Origin of the sequence: Frigoribacterium endophyticum, from assembly GCF_011759585.1 — a bacterium.
GTDB classification, from domain to species: Bacteria; Actinomycetota; Actinomycetes; order Actinomycetales; family Microbacteriaceae; genus Frigoribacterium; species Frigoribacterium endophyticum.
On record NZ_JAAOYV010000001.1, the window covers coordinates 57071 to 73141 of the forward strand.

At 73.2% G+C, this 16071-nt stretch carries 15 protein-coding genes and 1 tRNA gene; 10 read left to right on the plus strand and 6 right to left on the minus strand.

What is annotated here, in order from left to right:
• Positions 1-53: 53 nt before the first annotated feature.
• A complete protein-coding gene (locus FHR77_RS00270) occupies positions 54-338 on the minus strand; it encodes a GNAT family N-acetyltransferase (protein ID WP_056052050.1) in 285 nt (94 codons plus the stop codon).
• A 47-nt stretch (positions 339-385) separates the two neighbouring features.
• Between FHR77_RS00270 and FHR77_RS00275 the strand changes: the two genes are divergently transcribed.
• Positions 386-1300 (plus strand): DNA-methyltransferase, encoded by a 915-nt coding sequence (locus FHR77_RS00275; RefSeq protein ID WP_424955520.1) that lies wholly within the window; start codon positions 386-388, stop codon positions 1298-1300.
• A gap of 53 nt (positions 1301-1353) precedes the next feature.
• On the opposite strand, the gene FHR77_RS00280 is transcribed toward FHR77_RS00275, so the two are convergent.
• Both FHR77_RS00280 and FHR77_RS00285 read right to left on the minus strand, forming a co-directional pair.
• The gene (locus FHR77_RS00280) at positions 1354-1962 is read right to left on the minus strand and encodes a MarR family winged helix-turn-helix transcriptional regulator (RefSeq protein ID WP_167257904.1); all 609 of its coding nucleotides are present in this window, start codon (positions 1960-1962) and stop codon (positions 1354-1356) included.
• A 299-nt stretch (positions 1963-2261) separates the two neighbouring features.
• On the minus strand, positions 2262-4127 hold the full coding sequence (locus FHR77_RS00285; RefSeq protein ID WP_243861353.1) for an MDR family MFS transporter: 1866 nt from the start codon (positions 4125-4127) through the stop codon (positions 2262-2264).
• A 206-nt stretch (positions 4128-4333) separates the two neighbouring features.
• Between FHR77_RS00285 and FHR77_RS16280 the strand changes: the two genes are divergently transcribed.
• On the plus strand, positions 4334-5200 hold the full coding sequence (locus FHR77_RS16280) for a M15 family metallopeptidase (protein WP_167257906.1): 867 nt from the start codon (positions 4334-4336) through the stop codon (positions 5198-5200).
• A 104-nt stretch (positions 5201-5304) separates the two neighbouring features.
• On the opposite strand, the gene pgm is transcribed toward FHR77_RS16280, so the two are convergent.
• Positions 5305-6924, minus strand: coding sequence for a phosphoglucomutase (alpha-D-glucose-1,6-bisphosphate-dependent) (pgm, locus tag FHR77_RS00295; protein ID WP_167257908.1), 1620 nt, complete (start codon positions 6922-6924; stop codon positions 5305-5307).
• Between the two features lie 69 nt (positions 6925-6993).
• Between pgm and pheA the strand changes: the two genes are divergently transcribed.
• Positions 6994-7947 carry a prephenate dehydratase gene (gene pheA, locus FHR77_RS00300; protein WP_167257910.1) on the plus strand — a complete coding sequence of 318 codons (954 nt, stop codon included), beginning with the start codon at positions 6994-6996 and terminating at the stop codon, positions 7945-7947.
• Between the two features lie 57 nt (positions 7948-8004).
• On the opposite strand, the gene FHR77_RS00305 is transcribed toward pheA, so the two are convergent.
• Positions 8005-9033 carry a diacylglycerol/lipid kinase family protein gene (locus FHR77_RS00305; protein ID WP_167257912.1) on the minus strand — a complete coding sequence of 343 codons (1029 nt, stop codon included), beginning with the start codon at positions 9031-9033 and terminating at the stop codon, positions 8005-8007.
• Positions 9034-9161: 128 nt separating this feature from the next.
• On the opposite strand from FHR77_RS00305, the gene serS reads away from it, so the two are divergent.
• The 3 genes from serS (at position 9162) to FHR77_RS00320 (ending at position 11511) form a co-directional block, all read left to right on the plus strand.
• Positions 9162-10427: a serine--tRNA ligase gene (gene serS / locus FHR77_RS00310; protein ID WP_167257914.1), complete on the plus strand. Its 1266-nt coding sequence runs from the start codon at positions 9162-9164 to the stop codon at positions 10425-10427.
• 5 nt (positions 10428-10432) lie between these two features.
• Entirely contained in the window at positions 10433-11284 is an 852-nt protein-coding gene (locus tag FHR77_RS00315) for an HAD family hydrolase (RefSeq protein ID WP_341777158.1), read from the plus strand.
• 142 nt (positions 11285-11426) lie between these two features.
• Positions 11427-11511, plus strand: a tRNA-Ser gene (locus FHR77_RS00320).
• Between the two features lie 102 nt (positions 11512-11613).
• Here FHR77_RS00320 and arfB read toward each other — a convergent pair.
• Positions 11614-12036, minus strand: a complete 423-nt coding sequence (gene arfB / locus FHR77_RS00325; RefSeq protein WP_167257916.1) for an alternative ribosome rescue aminoacyl-tRNA hydrolase ArfB — start codon at positions 12034-12036, stop codon at positions 11614-11616.
• A gap of 138 nt (positions 12037-12174) precedes the next feature.
• Here arfB and FHR77_RS00330 point away from each other — a divergent pair, with 138 nt between their 5' ends.
• The 4 genes from FHR77_RS00330 (at position 12175) to FHR77_RS00345 (ending at position 16066) form a co-directional block, all read left to right on the plus strand.
• Complete coding sequence (locus FHR77_RS00330; protein WP_167257918.1) at positions 12175-13731, plus strand: cation:proton antiporter; 1557 nt, start codon at positions 12175-12177, stop codon at positions 13729-13731.
• Positions 13732-13762: 31 nt separating this feature from the next.
• Positions 13763-14449: an MSMEG_4193 family putative phosphomutase gene (locus tag FHR77_RS00335; RefSeq protein ID WP_167257920.1), complete on the plus strand. Its 687-nt coding sequence runs from the start codon at positions 13763-13765 to the stop codon at positions 14447-14449.
• Positions 14450-14554: 105 nt separating this feature from the next.
• Positions 14555-15220, plus strand: a complete 666-nt coding sequence (locus FHR77_RS00340; protein WP_167257922.1) for a DUF3090 domain-containing protein — start codon at positions 14555-14557, stop codon at positions 15218-15220.
• A 63-nt stretch (positions 15221-15283) separates the two neighbouring features.
• Positions 15284-16066 carry an SCO1664 family protein gene (locus FHR77_RS00345; protein WP_167259381.1) on the plus strand — a complete coding sequence of 261 codons (783 nt, stop codon included), beginning with the start codon at positions 15284-15286 and terminating at the stop codon, positions 16064-16066.
• Positions 16067-16071 lie beyond the last annotated feature (5 nt).

A 16071-nucleotide genomic window follows, 5' to 3' on the forward strand; every position in this document is an offset into this window, starting at 1 on the left:
CCCGGCGGGCGCAGCTCCGAGAGCCGGGGGGAGTCGCGGGTCGGCGACCGGGGTCAGCGGGCCAGCAGCTCCTGGTAGTCGACGTGCTCGTCGACCCAGTCGGCGACGAACGGGCACAGCGGCACGACGCGCAGCGAGGTCTCGGCGCGCACGTCGTCGAGGGCGCCCTGCACGAGCTGCGCACCGAGGCCGGCCGAGCGACGGCTGGGCTCGATCTCGGTGTGGGTGAAGCGGATCTCGTCGCCGACGACGTCGTAGGCGGCGAAGCCGACGGTCTCGCCGTCCTCGACGAGGGCGTACTGGGACTGCTGCGGGCGGTTCTCGACGGTGATGCTCATCCGGCGACCCTACGCCCGGTGAACTGGCCGCTGCCCGGCACGACAGAATGGTGACCATGCCCGTCGACTGGACCCGTGACTCCCCGAGCCTCGTGGTCCACGGCGACAACCTCGACGCGACCCGTCAGCTGCCCGACGGCGCCTTCACGGTCGTCTACCTCGACCCGCCGTTCAACACCGGGCGGCCCCAGCAGCGGCGCTCGACGACCTCGATCCGCAGCGTGGAGGGGTCGGTCACCGCCGTGACCGGTTTCAAGGGGCGAGGCTACGAGCGGATCCGCGGCGACCTGATGCGCTACGACGACCACTTCGACGACTACTGGTCGTTCCTCGAGCCGCGCCTCGCCGAGGCCTGGCGCCTGCTCGCCCGCGACGGCACGCTCTACCTGCACCTCGACTACCGCGAGGCCCACTACGCGAAGGTGCTGCTCGACGCGCTCTTCGGCCGCGAGTCGTTCCTCAACGAGATCATCTGGGCCTACGACTACGGCGCCAAGAGCCGCAACCGCTGGCCGACGAAGCACGACACGATCCTCGTCTACGTGAAGGACGCCTCGGCGTACCACTTCGACTCCGAGACGGTCGACCGGGAGCCCTACATGGCGCCCGGTCTCGTCACCCCCGAGAAGGTCGCCCGGGGCAAGCTGCCGACCGACGTCTGGTGGCACACGATCGTGTCGCCGACCGGCCGCGAGAAGACCGGCTACCCCACGCAGAAGCCCGAGGGCGTGCTGCGCCGCATCGTGCAGGCCTCGTCGCGCGAGGGCGACTGGGTGCTCGACTTCTTCGCCGGCAGCGGCACGACCGGTGCCGTGGCCGACGCCCTGGGGCGCCGCTACGTGCTCGTCGACAGCAACGAGGAGGCGGTGGCCGTCATGCGTCGACGGCTCCCGTCGGCGGAGTTCGTCGTCGCGGAGCCGCCGGCCACCGAGCCGGGCTCCGAGACGGCCACGGCGAGCTGAGCTGAGCGGCGCGGCCGAGCAGAGCTGGGCGCCCTGCCGCACGGGTCAACGGCTCAGGCGTTCTCGGTCTCGCGGACGGTGGCGACATGCGGGTGGGCGGCCACGGCGGCCGGCGCCGCGGTCGTCGCGTCGTGTCCCTGGCCGGCGGGCCCGTCGACGCCGTGGTCGTCGATCTCGATCGCGGAGGTCATGTCGCGGAGGAAGCCCACGACGGCCGCCGACTCGTCGGCGGTGAGAGACTCGGCCGCGCTGATCATCCGCGTGTGCATGCTCGCCATCGTGGCGCGCACCTCGCTGTTCGAGTCGCCGGTGGCCGTGAGCAGGACTCCGCGCTTGTCGGTCGGGTGCGAGTGGCGCTCCATGTGGCCGCTGCGCACGAGGCGGTTGATGAGCACCGAGGTCGAGGCGGAGGTGATGCCGAGGTGGTCGGCCAGCTCCTTGGCGCTGACGGTCTCGCTGCGGCGCTGGGCGCGGAGGAGGAAGCGGACGGCCGCGAGGTCGGTCTCGCCCATCTTCATCGAGGTGCGCGTGCGACGGCGCATCTCGGACTCGGCCGCACGGTAGCGGCGCAGGGCGTTGAGCACTTCGACGCCGCGCTCCTCGTTGCTGCTGGAGTACCAGTAGCCGGAGGCGTCGTAGATCGGGGCTGACCTGTCGGGCATGCTAGAGAGTCTAGCTAGGGCTGGCGACGGTGGCGAGGGGCCCGTCGTTCTCCCAGGGAGGGGCCGGCGGCGCGGCCCGGAACCGGGCCCGGACGCGTGGACCGGCCCGACACGGGCCGAGAGGGAGCCTGGCTCGGAGACGAGGACGGGCCGTGCACCCTGAGGTGCACGGCCCGGGGTCGTCGCGCCTCCCGCGCTGAGCTTCACGGGCAGGGACCGCCGGAGGCGAGACGACCAGGACGTCAGCGCGTGGCGCCTACGTCGTCGTCAACGTTACTCGCCTCGGCGACGGAGTCCAGTCACGGTCGGTGATCCGCAGGCTCCTCGGAGGCTCCGTCGGCGGCCTTCCCCCGGCGGGGAGCGTCGCCCCCGTCGACCGTCCGGACGCTGCCCGTGTCGGGCGAGACGAGCGCGCCCGTCGCGGCGGCCGCCTCCTGCGCCTGCACGGCCGCGTCGGCGGCGAGGGCCGCCTGGGCGTCGTCGTGGGCCTCGTCGATGGCCGACTTCTGTCGCAGCGGCGTCGCCTTGAGGAAGAAGCTGAGCACGAACGCCACCAGCACGACGGTCAGCGCGACCCAGAACACGGTCACCGTCGCGTTGGCGAACCCGTCGAGGAAGGGCGCGGCCAGACGGCGGTCGGCCGTGTTGAGGAACGACGTGTCGCCGTTGAGCGCACCGCCGACCTGCGAGGTGTCGCCGCCCTGGGCCGACTGGTACAGCCCGAGGATGGAGGCGTTGGCCGGGTCGCTCGCGACGGCCGGGTCGGCGAGGGCCGCCTGGGCGTCGGCCTGCAGGTCGCGGTCGGCGAACGCGCCGGCGATGGTCTGCGGGATGCGCGAGAACAGCACCGAGAAGAGGACGGCGGTGCCCAGCGTGCCGCCGATCTGGCGGAAGAACGTCGAGGCCGACGTGGCCACGCCGATGTCGCGCGGGCCGACCGAGTTCTGCGACGCGATGGTCAGCGTCTGCATCAGCTGGCCGAGGCCGAGGCCGACCAGCAGCATGCCGAACATCATGAACCAGTAGGGCTTGTCGTACGACAGGGTCGTGAACCAGAAGAAGCCCAGGGCCATGAAGGCCGTGCCGGTGATCGGGAAGATCTTGTAGCGCCCGGTGCGGGCGATCAGCTGGCCGGAGACGATCGACGAGATCATCAGACCCGCGATCATCGGCAGCATCTGGAAGCCGCTCTCGGTCGGCGTCGCGCCGTTGACGAGCTGCAGGTACAGCGGCACCGTCAGGAGGGCGCCGAACATGCCGAAGCCGACCAGGACGCCCAGCACCGTCGACATCGCGAAGGTCGGGATGCGGAAGAGCTTGAGCGGGATGAGCGCGTCGTCGCCCATGCGGCGCTCGACGGCGATGAACGCGGCGATCCCGACGACGCCGACGACGTAGCAGGCGAAGGCGCGGGGCGAGCTCCAGCCCCACTCGCGGCCCTGCTCGGCGACGAGCAGCAGCGGCACGGCGGCCACGATGACGGCGCCGGCGCCGAGCCAGTCGATGCGGACGTTCTCGCGGCGCACCTGCCCGGGGATGTGCAGGAACCGCACGACGACGCCCAGCGCGACGATGCCGATCGGGATGTTGATCAGGAAGACCCAGCGCCAGCCGGTGACGAAGAGGATCTCGTCGGCGCCGGCGAACAGGCCGCCGACCAGCGGGCCGATGACGCTCGAGATGCCGAAGACGGCGAGGAAGTAGCCCTGGTACTTGGCGCGCTCGCGCGGGGCGAGGATGTCGCCCATGATCGTGAGCGGCAGAGCCATGAGGCCGCCGGCGCCCATGCCCTGGATCGCCCGGAAGATCGCGAGCTGGTACATGCTCTCGCTGAACCCGGCGGCGAGCGAGCCGACCAGGAAGATCGAGATCGCGATGAGGAACAGCGGGCGGCGGCCGAAGATGTCGCTGAGCTTGCCGTAGATCGGCGTCGAGATGGTCGACACGATCAGGTACGCGGTGGTGACCCAGGCCTGCAGGCTGAGCCCGTCGAGGTCGTCGGCGATGGTGCGCATCGACGTGCCGACGATCGTCTGGTCGAGGGCGGAGAGGAACATGCCGGCCATCAGCCCGAAGATGACGAAGAGGATCTGACGGTGCGTCATCAGCCCCTGTCTCTCGGCGGGCGCGGCGGCGGCGGGGGAGGAGTCGGTGACCCGGGACATGTGTGGTCTTCCTGGTGCGGTGAGTCTGACGGGGTGCGCGGCGGGCCGCGGGGGGAGGGGGCAGCAGCGCCGGAGGCGCGGTGAGCGCCGATCGTCGACGTCACGTCGACGAGAAACTTGCGTGGTACGCAGAAGTTACTCCACGCGGCGTCGCGCCGCCACGTGACGTCCGCTCGACCCGCGGTGCGCCCCCTACCCTGGAGCGCATGTCGTCACGCCGCCCGCGCCTCCGCCCCGCCTCCCCGGGCCGCGTCTCGCGGCGCCGCGTGGCCACGGCCCTGGCGCTCGGGCTCGTGGCCGCGGTGCTCGCCGGGTGCACCGGCGCGGGCGACCCGGCCTCGGTGACCGGCACCGCGACTCCCTCGGCGACGCCCCGGGCGACCTCGACGCCCCCCGCCCCGGCCCCGACGGAGGACCCCGTGACCCCAGCCCCGGAGCCGGCCGCGCCGGCGACGCCCACGTTCGACCGCGGCGCCCTCTCGGTCGACGACCCCGCCAGCCTCTGGGTCGTCAGCGACAAGCTGCGGCCGCTCGACCCGGTCGACTACGCCCCCGCCGACCTCGTCACCGTCGACGTCTCGTCGCAGAACCCGCCCGTCTTCCGGAAGGAGGCCGGCGACGCCCTGCTCGCCCTCTTCGCCGCGGGGGAGGCGGAGGGCGCGGGCCCCATGACCGTGCAGAGCGCGTACCGCTCGTACGCGACGCAGGTGACCGTCTACGCGGGGTGGGTGCAGCAGCTCGGCCAGGCCCAGGCCGACGTGCAGAGCGCCCGGCCGGGCTTCTCGGAGCACCAGACCGGGCTCGTCGCCGACATCAGCCCGCTGCCGCTGAGCTGCGTGCTGCAGGCGTGCTTCGGCGACACGTCGCAGGGCCGCTGGCTCGCGGAGAACGCCTGGCGGTTCGGCTGGCTGCTGCGGTACCCGGCCGACAAGACCGCGGTGACGGGCTTCACGTACGAGCCCTGGCACTTCCGCTACGTGGGCGTGCCGCTCTCGACCGAGATGCACCAGCAGGGCGTCACCACGCTCGAGGAGTTCTTCGGCCTGCCGGCCGCGCCGACGTACGCCGGCTGACCGCCGCTGTGGCTGCGGCCGCGGCTGCGGCCGTGGTCGTGACGACGAGGAGGGGCCGGGCTGCGATCGCAGCCCGGCCCCTCCTCGTCGCGTGAGGCCCGTCGCTAGCTGCCGAGGGCGGCGTCGACGATCGTCTTCGCCTCCTGCTGCACGCGCGCCAGGTGCTCGGGGCCCTCGAACGACTCGGCGTAGATCTTGTAGACGTCCTCCGTGCCGCTGGGGCGGGCCGCGAACCACGCCTTGTCGGTGACGACCTTGAGGCCGCCGACCGCGGCGCCGTTGCCGGGCGCCTCGCTGAGCGTGGCGGTGATCGGGTCGCCCGCGAGCTCGGTGGCCGTGATGGCGTCGCCGTCGAGCTTGCCGAGGCGCGCCTTCTGCTCCTTGCTGGCCGCGGCGTCGACGCGCTCGTAGACGGGGTCGCCGAACTCCTCGGTGAGCTCGCGGTAGAGCTGCGACGGGGTCTTGCCCGTGACGGCGATGATCTCGCTCGCGAGCAGGGCGAGGAGGATGCCGTCCTTGTCGGTCGTCCAGACCGTGCCGTCCTTGCGCAGGAAGGACGCGCCGGCGCTCTCCTCGCCGCCGAAGGCGACGGAGCCGTCGACGAGCCCGGGCACGAACCACTTGAAGCCGACCGGCACCTCCCAGAGGCGACGGCCGTGCTTCTCGGCGACCTTGTCGATGATGCTCGACGACACGAGCGTCTTGCCGATCGCGGCGTCCTCGCGCCACTGCGGGCGGTGCGTGTAGAGGTAGTCGATCGCGACGGCCAGGTAGTGGTTCGGGTTCATCAGGCCGCCGTCGGGCGTCACGATGCCGTGGCGGTCGGCGTCGGCGTCGTTGCCGGTGAGCACGTCGAACTCGTCCTTGCGGCGCACGACGCTCGCCATGGCCGAGGGGCTGGACGGGTCCATGCGGATCTTGCCGTCCCAGTCGAGCGTCATGAAGCGCCAGGTCGGGTCGACGCCGGGGTTCACGACGGTGAGGTCGAGGCCGTAGACGTCGCGGATGGCGCCCCAGTACTCGACGCTCGCGCCGCCGAGCGGGTCGGCGCCGATCTTGACGCCCGCGGCCTTGATGGCCTCCATGTCGATGATGTTCGCGAGGTCGCCGACGTAGCCGCGGAGGAAGTCGTGGCGACCCGGGCTGCCGTCGCCGCGGAGCACGTCGACGTTGCCCGCCGCGATGATCTCGTTGGCCCTGTCAGCGATCCAGCCGGTCGCGTCGCTGTCGGCGGGCCCGCCGTGCGGCGGGTTGTACTTGAAACCGCCGTCGCGGGGCGGGTTGTGGCTCGGCGTGACGACGATGCCGTCGGCCTTGTCGAGGTTCGCCGGGTCGGAGTTGTAGACGAGGATGGCGTGGCTGAGCGCGGGGGTCGGCACGTAGCCGCCCTCGGCGTCGGCGAGCACGTGCACGCCGTTGCCGGTGAGCACCTCGACCGCGGTGCGCTCGGCCGGCCCGCTCAGCACGTGGGTGTCGCGCCCGATGAACAGCGGGCCCGTGATGCCCTGCCCCGCCCGGTACTCGACGATCGCCTGCGTGATCGCGGCGATGTGCGTCTCGGTGAACGCGGCGTCGAGCGACGAGCCGCGGTGGCCCGAGGTGCCGAAGACGACCTTCTGCTCGGCCTTCGTGACGTCGGGGACGAGGGAGTAGTAGGCGTCGACGACCTCACCGGTGTCGATCAGGTCGCTGTCTTGTGCGGGGGTTCCGGCGCGGTCGGTCATGGGGTCATCCTGGCACCAGCGGCCCCGCTCCGTCGCGCCTCGTCGACGGCCCTCAGTAGGCTCTCGGTCATGTCGACCCCCGCCTCCTCGCCGACCTACAGCTACCTCGGCCCGGCCGGCACCTTCACGGAGGCGGCGCTCAAGCAGGTGCCCGAGGCCGCGGGCGCCGTGTGGCACAGCGTCAACAACGTCGGGGAGGCCCTCGCCGACGTCGTCTCGGGCCGCAGCACGGCCGCGATGATCGCGATCGAGAACAGCGTCGAGGGCGGCGTCTCGGCCACGCAGGACGCCCTCGCGACCGTGCCGGGCCTGCGCATCGTCGGCGAGTACCTCGTGCAGGTCGACTTCGTGCTCGTGGCGCGCCCCGGCACGACCCTCGACCAGGTGCGCGTGGTCAACGCACACCCCGTCGCCTACGCCCAGACGCACCGGTGGCTCGAGGCGGCGCTGCCCGGCCACGGCCACCTGCCCGCGACGTCGAACGTCGCCGCGGCCGCCGACCTGCTCGCCGCGCCGGCGGGCGCGGGGCGCGCCGACGCCGCCGTCGCGCCGCCCACGATCACCGAGCACCACGACCTCGACGTGCTCGCGACCGAGATCGGCGACAACCGGAACGCCGTCACGCGGTTCGTGCTGGTCAGCCGCACGGTGCCTGTGCCCCCGGCGACCGGGGCCGACAAGACGAGCCTCATCGTCGAGCTGCCCGAGGACGGCGCGGGCGCGCTGGTCGACATGCTCGAGCAGTTCGCGACGCGGGGCATCAACCTCAGCCTGATCCAGTCGCGCCCGATCGGCGACGCCCTCGGGCGGTACCGGTTCGTCATCGACCTCGAGGGGCACGTGCTCGACGAGCGCGTCGCCGACGCGCTGCTCGGGCTCAAGCGCTTCAGCCCGAACGTCATCTTCCTCGGCTCGTACCCCCGGGCCGACGGCCGACCGGTCGAGGTCTCGCCGCGCAACGACGACGACGCGTTCGTCGACGCCCGCGACTGGCTCCGGATGCTGGTGGCCGGGTCGCTCTAGGTCGCGAGCCGGCGGGCCGCGCCCAGCTCGGCCCCGCTCGGCCCGGCCCGGCGGTGCCTAGCTGTCGGCGGGCACGCGCACGGTCAGCGCGCCCTCGTCGACGACCGCGCGGAGGGCCACGGCCTTGCCGACGGAGTCGCCGTCGATCTCGAAGTCCTGCGGCGACTCGAGCCGCACCACGAGCTTCCGGCCCTTCATGTAGCGCAGGGTGCGCACCTCACGGCTGTTGGCGGCGAGGATGCGGCGGCCGACCTGGGTGCGACGCAGCACGCCGTTCTCCCACACGATCTTGAACCAGATCTGGAACCAGCCGAAGAAGCCCTCGGGGCGCAGGGCGACGATGTCGAACTGGCCGTCGTCGATCGCGGCGTCGGGCAGCAGCATGATGTTCGCCGGCAGCAGGCCGCAGTTGCCGACGATGACCGTGTGGGCGCGCATCGACTTGCGGCCGCGCCCGTCGAGCTCGTAGCGCACGTCGATCTTGTTGTTGTCGCGCAGGGCGCGGATGATCGCGTCGACGTAGGCGAGCCAGCCGACGCGCGCCTTCAGGTCGTCGTTGGTGTTCGCGAGCATCTTGGCGTCGAGGCCGACCCCGGCCATGACGACGAAGGCGAACGTCTCGCGCTGGCCGTCCTCGCGCTCGATGTCGACCACCCCGAGGTCGATGTCGCGGTCGCGCCCCTGGAAGGCGGTGGCGATGGAGTCGTCGAGGTTGTCGAGCGACAGGTCGAGGTTGCGGGCCAGGAGGTTGCCCGTGCCCGACGGCAGCAGGCCGATCGAGGCGCCCGTGCCCCGCAGGGCCTCGGCCACGGCCCGGACGGTGCCGTCGCCGCCCGCGGCGATCACCATGTCGGCGCCGTCGGCGAGGGCCTGCGCGGTGACCTCTCCGCCCGGGTCCTCCTTGCTGGTCTCGTAGAAGCGGGTCTCGCCCCAGCCGGCCTCGCGCTCGTGGCGGGCGATCGACTCCTTGACGGCCTCGATGTCGACCTTGATCGGGTTGTAGACCAGCGCGGCCGTCTTCTGGGTCGTCTCGGCCGAGGGCGTCGAGCCGGGCTCGGCGGGCGAGGAGGAGGGGGAGGGGGTCATGCGCCGAGCGTATTGGTCGGGGAGCCCCCGCGACCGGTCTCGGGGCAGGTCGCAGGGAGAACGGGCCGACCCGCGACTCCGGGGAGGGACGGGGGCTGACGTCCACACGCACTCCTTAGGATGGTCGCGTGATCGATCCCCAGCTGCTCCGAGACGCCCCCGACCTCCTCAAGGCCAGCCAGCGCGCCCGCGGCGACTCCGAGTCGCTGGTCGACGACGCCGTGGCCGCCGACTCCGCCCGCCGTGCCGCGATCTCGGCCTTCGAGGCCCTGCGCGCCGAGCAGAACGCCTTCGGCAAGACCGTCGCGAAGGCCCCGAAGGAGGAGAAGGCCGCGCTCGTCGCCGAGGCGCAGGCGCTCGCCGCCCGCGTGAAGGAGGCGCAGGCCGCCTCGACCGAGGCCGACGCCGCGTTCGACCGGGCGATCCGCTCGCTCGGCAACCCCGTCATCGAGGGCGTGCCCGCCGGCGGCGAGGAGAACTTCGTCACCCTCCGCGAGGTCGGCACCCGCCCCGCCTTCGACTTCGAGCCGCTCGACCACGCCGACCTGGGCGAGGTGCTCGGCGCGATCGACATCAAGCGCGGCACCAAGGTGTCGGGCTCGCGCTTCTACTTCCTCCGCGGCATCGGCGCGCGGCTCGAGCTCGCGCTGATGAACATGGCGCTCGACCTCGCGGTGCAGAACGACTTCACCCCGCTGATCACGCCCACGCTCGTGCGCCCCGAGATCATGGCCGGCACGGGCTTCCTCGGCTCGCACAGCGACGAGGTCTACCACCTGCCCGCCGACGACCTCTACCTCACCGGCACGAGCGAGGTCGCGCTCGCCGGCTACCACGCCGACGAGATCCTCGACGTCGAGGCCGGGCCGATCCGCTACGCCGGCTGGTCGACCTGCTACCGCCGCGAGGCCGGCGCCGCCGGCAAGGACAACCGCGGCATCCTCCGCGTGCACCAGTTCAACAAGCTCGAGATGTTCAGCTACGTGCACCCCGACCAGGCCACCGCCGAGCACGACCGGCTCGTCTCGTTCCAGGAGACGATGATGCAGTCGCTCGGCCTCAACTACCGCGTCATCGACGTCGCGGCCGGCGACCTCGGCTCGAGCGCCGCCCGCAAGTTCGACATCGAGGCCTGGGTGCCGACGCAGGGCACCTACCGCGAGCTCAGCAGCACGTCGAACTGCACCACCTTCCAGGCCCGCCGGCTCGACACCCGCTACCGCACCGAGAGCGGCAAGACCGCTCCCGTGGCGACGCTGAACGGCACCCTGGCGACGACGCGCTGGCTGGTGGCGATCCTCGAGACGCACCAGCGGGCCGACCGCTCGGTGGTCGTGCCCGAGGCGCTCCGCCCGTGGCTCGGCGGCCTCGAGGTCATCGAGCCGGTCGCGTGAGCGGCGTGGGCAGCCCGACCGACGTCGCGGCCTCGGCCGCCGCCGCGGGCGTGGTCGACGGTGAGCGCTGGCTCGTCGCCCTCGACGTCGACGGCACCATCATGCAGGAGGACGGCACGATCACCGACGGCGTCGCCGAGCAGATCCGCCGCCTGCGCGAGGCCGGCCACGCGGTGATGATCGCCACGGGCCGCTCGGTCTCGACGACGCTGCCGGTGATGGACCGCCTCGGCCTCGTCTCGGACTACGTCGTCACCGCGAACGGGGCGATCACGCTCGGGCGCGACGAGTCGGCGCCCACCGGCTACGGGCAGGTGCACGTCGAGGAGTTCGACCCGACCGACGTGCTCACCACGATCCGCGGCGAGATCCAGGAGGGCGGCTACGCCGTCGAGGACCGCGACGGGGTGCTGCGCTACTGCGGCTCGTTCCCGACCGTCGAGTCGAGCGGCAACGCCGAGAAGGTCGAGTTCGAGCAGCTCTTCGACCGCCCGGCGACCCGGGTGGTCGTCGTCTCGCCCGACCACGGCACCGACGACTTCCTCGAGGTCGTCGAGCGGATGGGCCTCTCGAAGGTGAACTACAACGTCGGCTGGACGGCCTGGCTCGACATCGCGCCCGACGGCGTGACGAAGGCGACGGCCCTCGAGCGGGTGCGCGAGTGGCTGGGCATCCCGCGCGAGCGCGTGTTCGCCGCCGGCGACGGCCGCAACGACATCGACATGCTGCGCTGGGCCTCGGCCCAGGGGCGCGGCTGCGCGATGGGCCAGGCGCCCGACGACGTCTTCGCCGTCGCGAACGAGCGCACCGGCTCCGACGTCGACGACGGGCTCGCCGCGGCGCTCGCGACGCTGTAGCGGCGGGAGCGGCTGCGGCGGCGGCAGCGGGGTCGGGGTCGAGGGGGCGACCGCCTCGCGGACCGGGGGATCCCGCCCGTGTCGCCCGCGCCTCCTCGGTTAGACTCGGCCACGGTCGTGCGGGCTCGCCCGTCGCGCACCGGGAGGGCTGTCCGAGCGGCCGATGGAGCTTGTCTTGAAAACAAGTGGGCAGAGATGTCTCGTGGGTTCGAATCCCACGCCCTCCGCACCACGTCGCCTCGGCGACGACGAACCACGTCCTCGCACCCGAACCATGCCGCGGCGTGGTTCGCGTGCGACGACCTGGTGCCTCACGGCCTGAGCGGCTGCTAGTCGTCGGTGGGGCGGCGGCGCTGCTGCTTGGTGGCCGAGCGCTCGCCCTTGGCGCTCAGCCGGCGGCGGTCGGAGCCGCGCGTCCGGCGCGTCGGCCGTCGTGGTGCGGCGTCGGGGGCGAGCGCCGCGGTGACGATCTCGGCGAGCTTCGCCAGCGCCGTCTCGCGGTTGCGCAGCTGCGACCGCTGCTCGGACGACGTGACGGTCAGGGCGCCGGCGACCAGGCGCCCGTCGAGACGCGACGTCAGGCGCTCGCGCTGCGCCTCCGTCAGGCTGTCGGCGTGGGCGACGTCCCACGACAGCTGCACCCGGCTGTCGGAGGTGTTCACGTGCTGCCCGCCCGGCCCCGACGACCGCGAGAAGCGCCAGGTCAGCTCCGCCGCGGGGATCGTGAGCGCACGCGACACGACCAGGTCCATGCCCCCACCCTCGCACGCCGGGGGCGCCCGTGGCGGCACTGGCGCAGCAGCGCGGCGGGCCGCGGCGGCGCTGGTCGCGGCGGGGTGCCCGAGCAGGTACCGTGCTCCGGTGACGACACGAGGGGTGAGAGCGGCCCGATGATCCCCGAGACGATCGCGTGGGTGGTCGCGGCGGTGCTCGTCACCGTCGCCACGAGCGGAGTCGCGGGTCGGGCCGGCTGGTCGGCCCCGGTCGCGCTCGTCACGGTCGGCGCCGTCGCGTCGTTCCTGCCGTTCGTGCCCGAGGTGGTGATCGAGCCCGACGCCGTGCTCTACGGGCTGCTGCCGCCGCTGCTCTTCGCGGCCGCGATCCGCACGCCGCTCGCCGACATCCGGGCCCGGCGCGACAGCATCCTCGTGCTCTCGGTCGGGGTCGTCGTGGTCACCCTCGCCGTCGTCGGCTTCGCGCTCTGGGCCCTCGTGCCCGCGGTGGGCCTCGCCGCGGCGCTGGCGCTCGGCGCCGTGGTCGCCCCGACCGACGCCGTCGCCGTCCAGGCTGTCGCCGGCAAGGCCCGCCTGCCCCGCCGCGTGCTCTCCATCCTCGAGACCGAGAGCCTCCTCAACGACGCCACGGCGCTCGTCGCCCTCAACACCGCCATCGCGGCCGTCGTCGGCGTCGTGCACCCGATCGAGGTGGGCGGCGAGTTCCTCCTGGCGGTCGGTCTCGGCGTGGGCATCGGCCTCCTGGTCGGCTTCGGGTTCTCGGTCGTCCGCCGCTTCCTCCACTCGCCGGTGCTCGACACGAGCCTGTCGCTCGTCGTGCCCTTCGTCGCGTTCGTGCCGACGCAGGAGATCGGCGGCAGCGGCGTGCTCGCCGTCGTCGTGGCCGGGCTCTGGCTCGGCTGGCGGGCCCCGCTGATCCAGTCGCCCGAGGCGCGCATCGCCGAGTCGGTCAACTGGCGCACGATCCAGTTCCTGCTCGAGAACGCGGTCTTCCTGCTCATCGGGCTGAGCCTGTCGGGCATCGTGCGCGGCCTCCGCCGCTCGAGCCTCGACGGGGTGCAGATCACCGGGGTCGTCGTCGCCCTCCTCGTCGTCCTGGTGGCGTCGCGCTTCATCGCCGTCGGCCTCGCGAAGGTGCTCTTCGACCACGGGCCGCGGGCGCTGCGCGAGCGCTCGTGGAACTGGCGCACCGTCACCGCCGTGTCGGCCGCCGGCATCCGCGGCGTGGTCACGCTCGCCGCCGTCTTCCTCCTGCCCGCCGAGACGCCCGAGCGCGAGCTGCTGCAGTTCCTCGCCTTCGCGGTGGTCGTCGGCTCGCTGCTGCTCGGCCTCTTCCTCCCGCCGATCATCCGGGCGCTCCGCCTGCCCCGCACCGCCGACCTGCAGGAGGAGTCCGACCGCGACCGCCTCCTCGACGAGGCCAGGGCGGCGGGCCTGGAGGCCCGGCGCGAGGCGAAGGAGTCGCGGGTCGACGAGCAGGGCGAGCCGGCCGTCGGGGCGGCCGGCCGCGACGAGTCCGACGACCTCACCGACCTCACGGGCGAGCGGCTCGAGCACGACCGGGTGCGGCGCCGCATGATCGAGGCCGAGCGGGCCGCCGTGCTCGCGGTGCGAAGGGAGCACCGCTACCCGGAGACCGCGGTGCGCCAGGTGCTCGAGCTCATCGACGCCGAGGACGTCGCCCTGCGCCGCCGCGAGGGGCCCCGCGAGTAGGCCCCCGGCGGCCGGTGTCTAGGCTCGGGGCATGGCCACCGTCATCCTCGTCCGTCACGGGCGCACCACCGCCAACGCGAGCGGAGTCCTCGCCGGGCGCACCCCGGGCGTCCTGCTCGACGACGTCGGGCGCCAGCAGGCCGTCCGCACCGGCGAGCGGCTCGCCGTCGTGCCCCTAGTCTCCGTCGTCTCGAGCCCGCTCGAGCGCTGCCGCGAGACCGCGGGGTACATCGTCGACCGGCAGGAGGGCAGCCCGACGACCCCGGTCGAGGAGGGCATCTCCGAGTGCGACTACGGCGACTGGCAGGGCCGCACCCTGAAGGAGCTCAGCGCCGAGCCGCTCTGGGCGACCGTGCAGGGGCAGCCCTCGGCCGTGACCTTCCCCGGCGGCGAGTCCATGGCGGGCATGCAGGCCAGGGCGGTGGCGGCGATCCGTCGCCACGACGCCGCCGTCGAGGCGGAGCACGGCCCGGGCGCCGTCTGGGTCGCGGTCAGCCACGGCGACATCGTCAAGTCGGTGCTCGCCGACGCGCTCGGCATGCACCTCGACCTCTTCCAGCGCATCGCGGTCGGCCCGGCGTCGGTCTCGATCGTCCGGTACGGCACGAGCCGCCCCGAGGTCCTCGCGACCAACACCGACTCGGGCGACCTCTCGTGGCTGCGCGCGGCGGCGCCCGCGGCGGACGCCGCCGTCGGGGGAGGCGCGGGGCACGAGTGACGACCGGCACCGTCGACGAGGCGGCCAGCCCGCCCGCCGGCACCGCGACTCCCGCCCTGCACGCAGCCTGAGCCGGGCCGGCCCGCCGCTCGTAGGATGGGCGGCATGCCCACCATCGTCCACGGATTCGACTGGCCCGACCGGATCGTCGTCGGCACGATCGGCCAGCCCGGTCAGCGCGAGTTCTACCTCCAGGTGCGCGACGGTGCCCGCGTCGTCAGCGTCGGCCTCGAGAAGCAGCAGTCCGCGGCCCTCGCGGAGAAGATCGACGAGATCCTCGACGAGCTGAGCTCGCGAGAGGGCACCTCGCTCACGATCCCCACCGTCACCCCGGTCGAGCTCGTCGACAACGAGCCGCTCGAGCAGCCCGTCGAGCCGGAGTTCCGCACCGGCGCGCTCAGCCTCGGCTGGGACCCGACCACGGCCCAGGTCGTCATCGAGGCGTTCCCCGTCGTCGAGCTCGACGACGACGAGTCGCAGGCCTTCTCGGCGGCCCTCGCCGCGGCCGAGGCGGACGACGACGAGGCCGCGGTCGAGATCGAGGTGGAGGCCCCCGAGCTGCTGCGCGTGCGCATCCCCGTCGGCACCGCCCGGGCGTTCGCGGCCCGGACCCACGAGGTCGTCGGCGCCGGCCGCCCCCTCTGCCCGCTCTGCGGCACGCCGATCGACCCCGAGGGCCACGTCTGCCCGGCCGCCCCCGGTCTCGGCGAGATCGGGCCCGACGACCTCGACGACCTCTTCGACGGCGACCGGCCCGACGGTCGGCCGTAGGCCGTGACCGCCGTCCCCGAGCCGGACGCGCCCGTGCCCGGTGCTCCTGCAGCGGACGCGCCCGTGCCCGGTGCCCCCGCCCCGTCGGGGCCCGTCCCGTCGGGCGACCTCGAGCTGACGGGGCGCGTGCGCATCGCCTCGAACGACACCTTCGTCGGCACGATCGACGGCACGGCCGTCGTCTACAAGCCCGTCGCGGGCGAGGCTCCCCTCTGGGACTTCCCCGACGGCACCCTGGCGGGCCGCGAGGTCTCCGCCTTCCTCGTCAGCGAGGCGTTCGGCTGGGGCGTCGTGCCGACCACGTGGCTGCGCGACGGGCCGCTCGGCCCGGGCATGGTGCAGCTCTGGCAGGAGGTCGACCCCGAGCAGTCCGCGGTCGACCTCGTCTCGAGCGACGAGGTGCCCGAGGAGGGCTGTCTGCCGGTGATCGACGGCGCCGACGAGCGCGACCTGCCGGTCACCCTCGTCCACGAGGACTCCGCGGCGCTCCGCCGCATGGCCGTCTTCGACGTCGTCGTCAACAACGCCGACCGCAAGGGCGGCCACGTGCTGGCCCTGCCCGACGGGCACCGGCACGGCGTCGACCACGGCCTCACCTTCCACGTCGAGCACAAGCTGCGCACCGTGCTCTGGGGCTGGCTCGGCGACGAGCTCGCCCCCGACGAGCTCGAGGGGCTCGTGCGCGTGAGGGCCGACCTCGACGGGGCCCTGGGGGAGGCGCTGGCCGAGCACGTCACCCCGTTCGAGATCAGCGCGACGATGGCGCGGTGCAAGCACCTGCTGTCGTCCGGTCGCTTCCCCGAGCCCCGCGGCCACGGCTCCGCCGTTCCCTGGCCGCTCTTCTAGGGGCC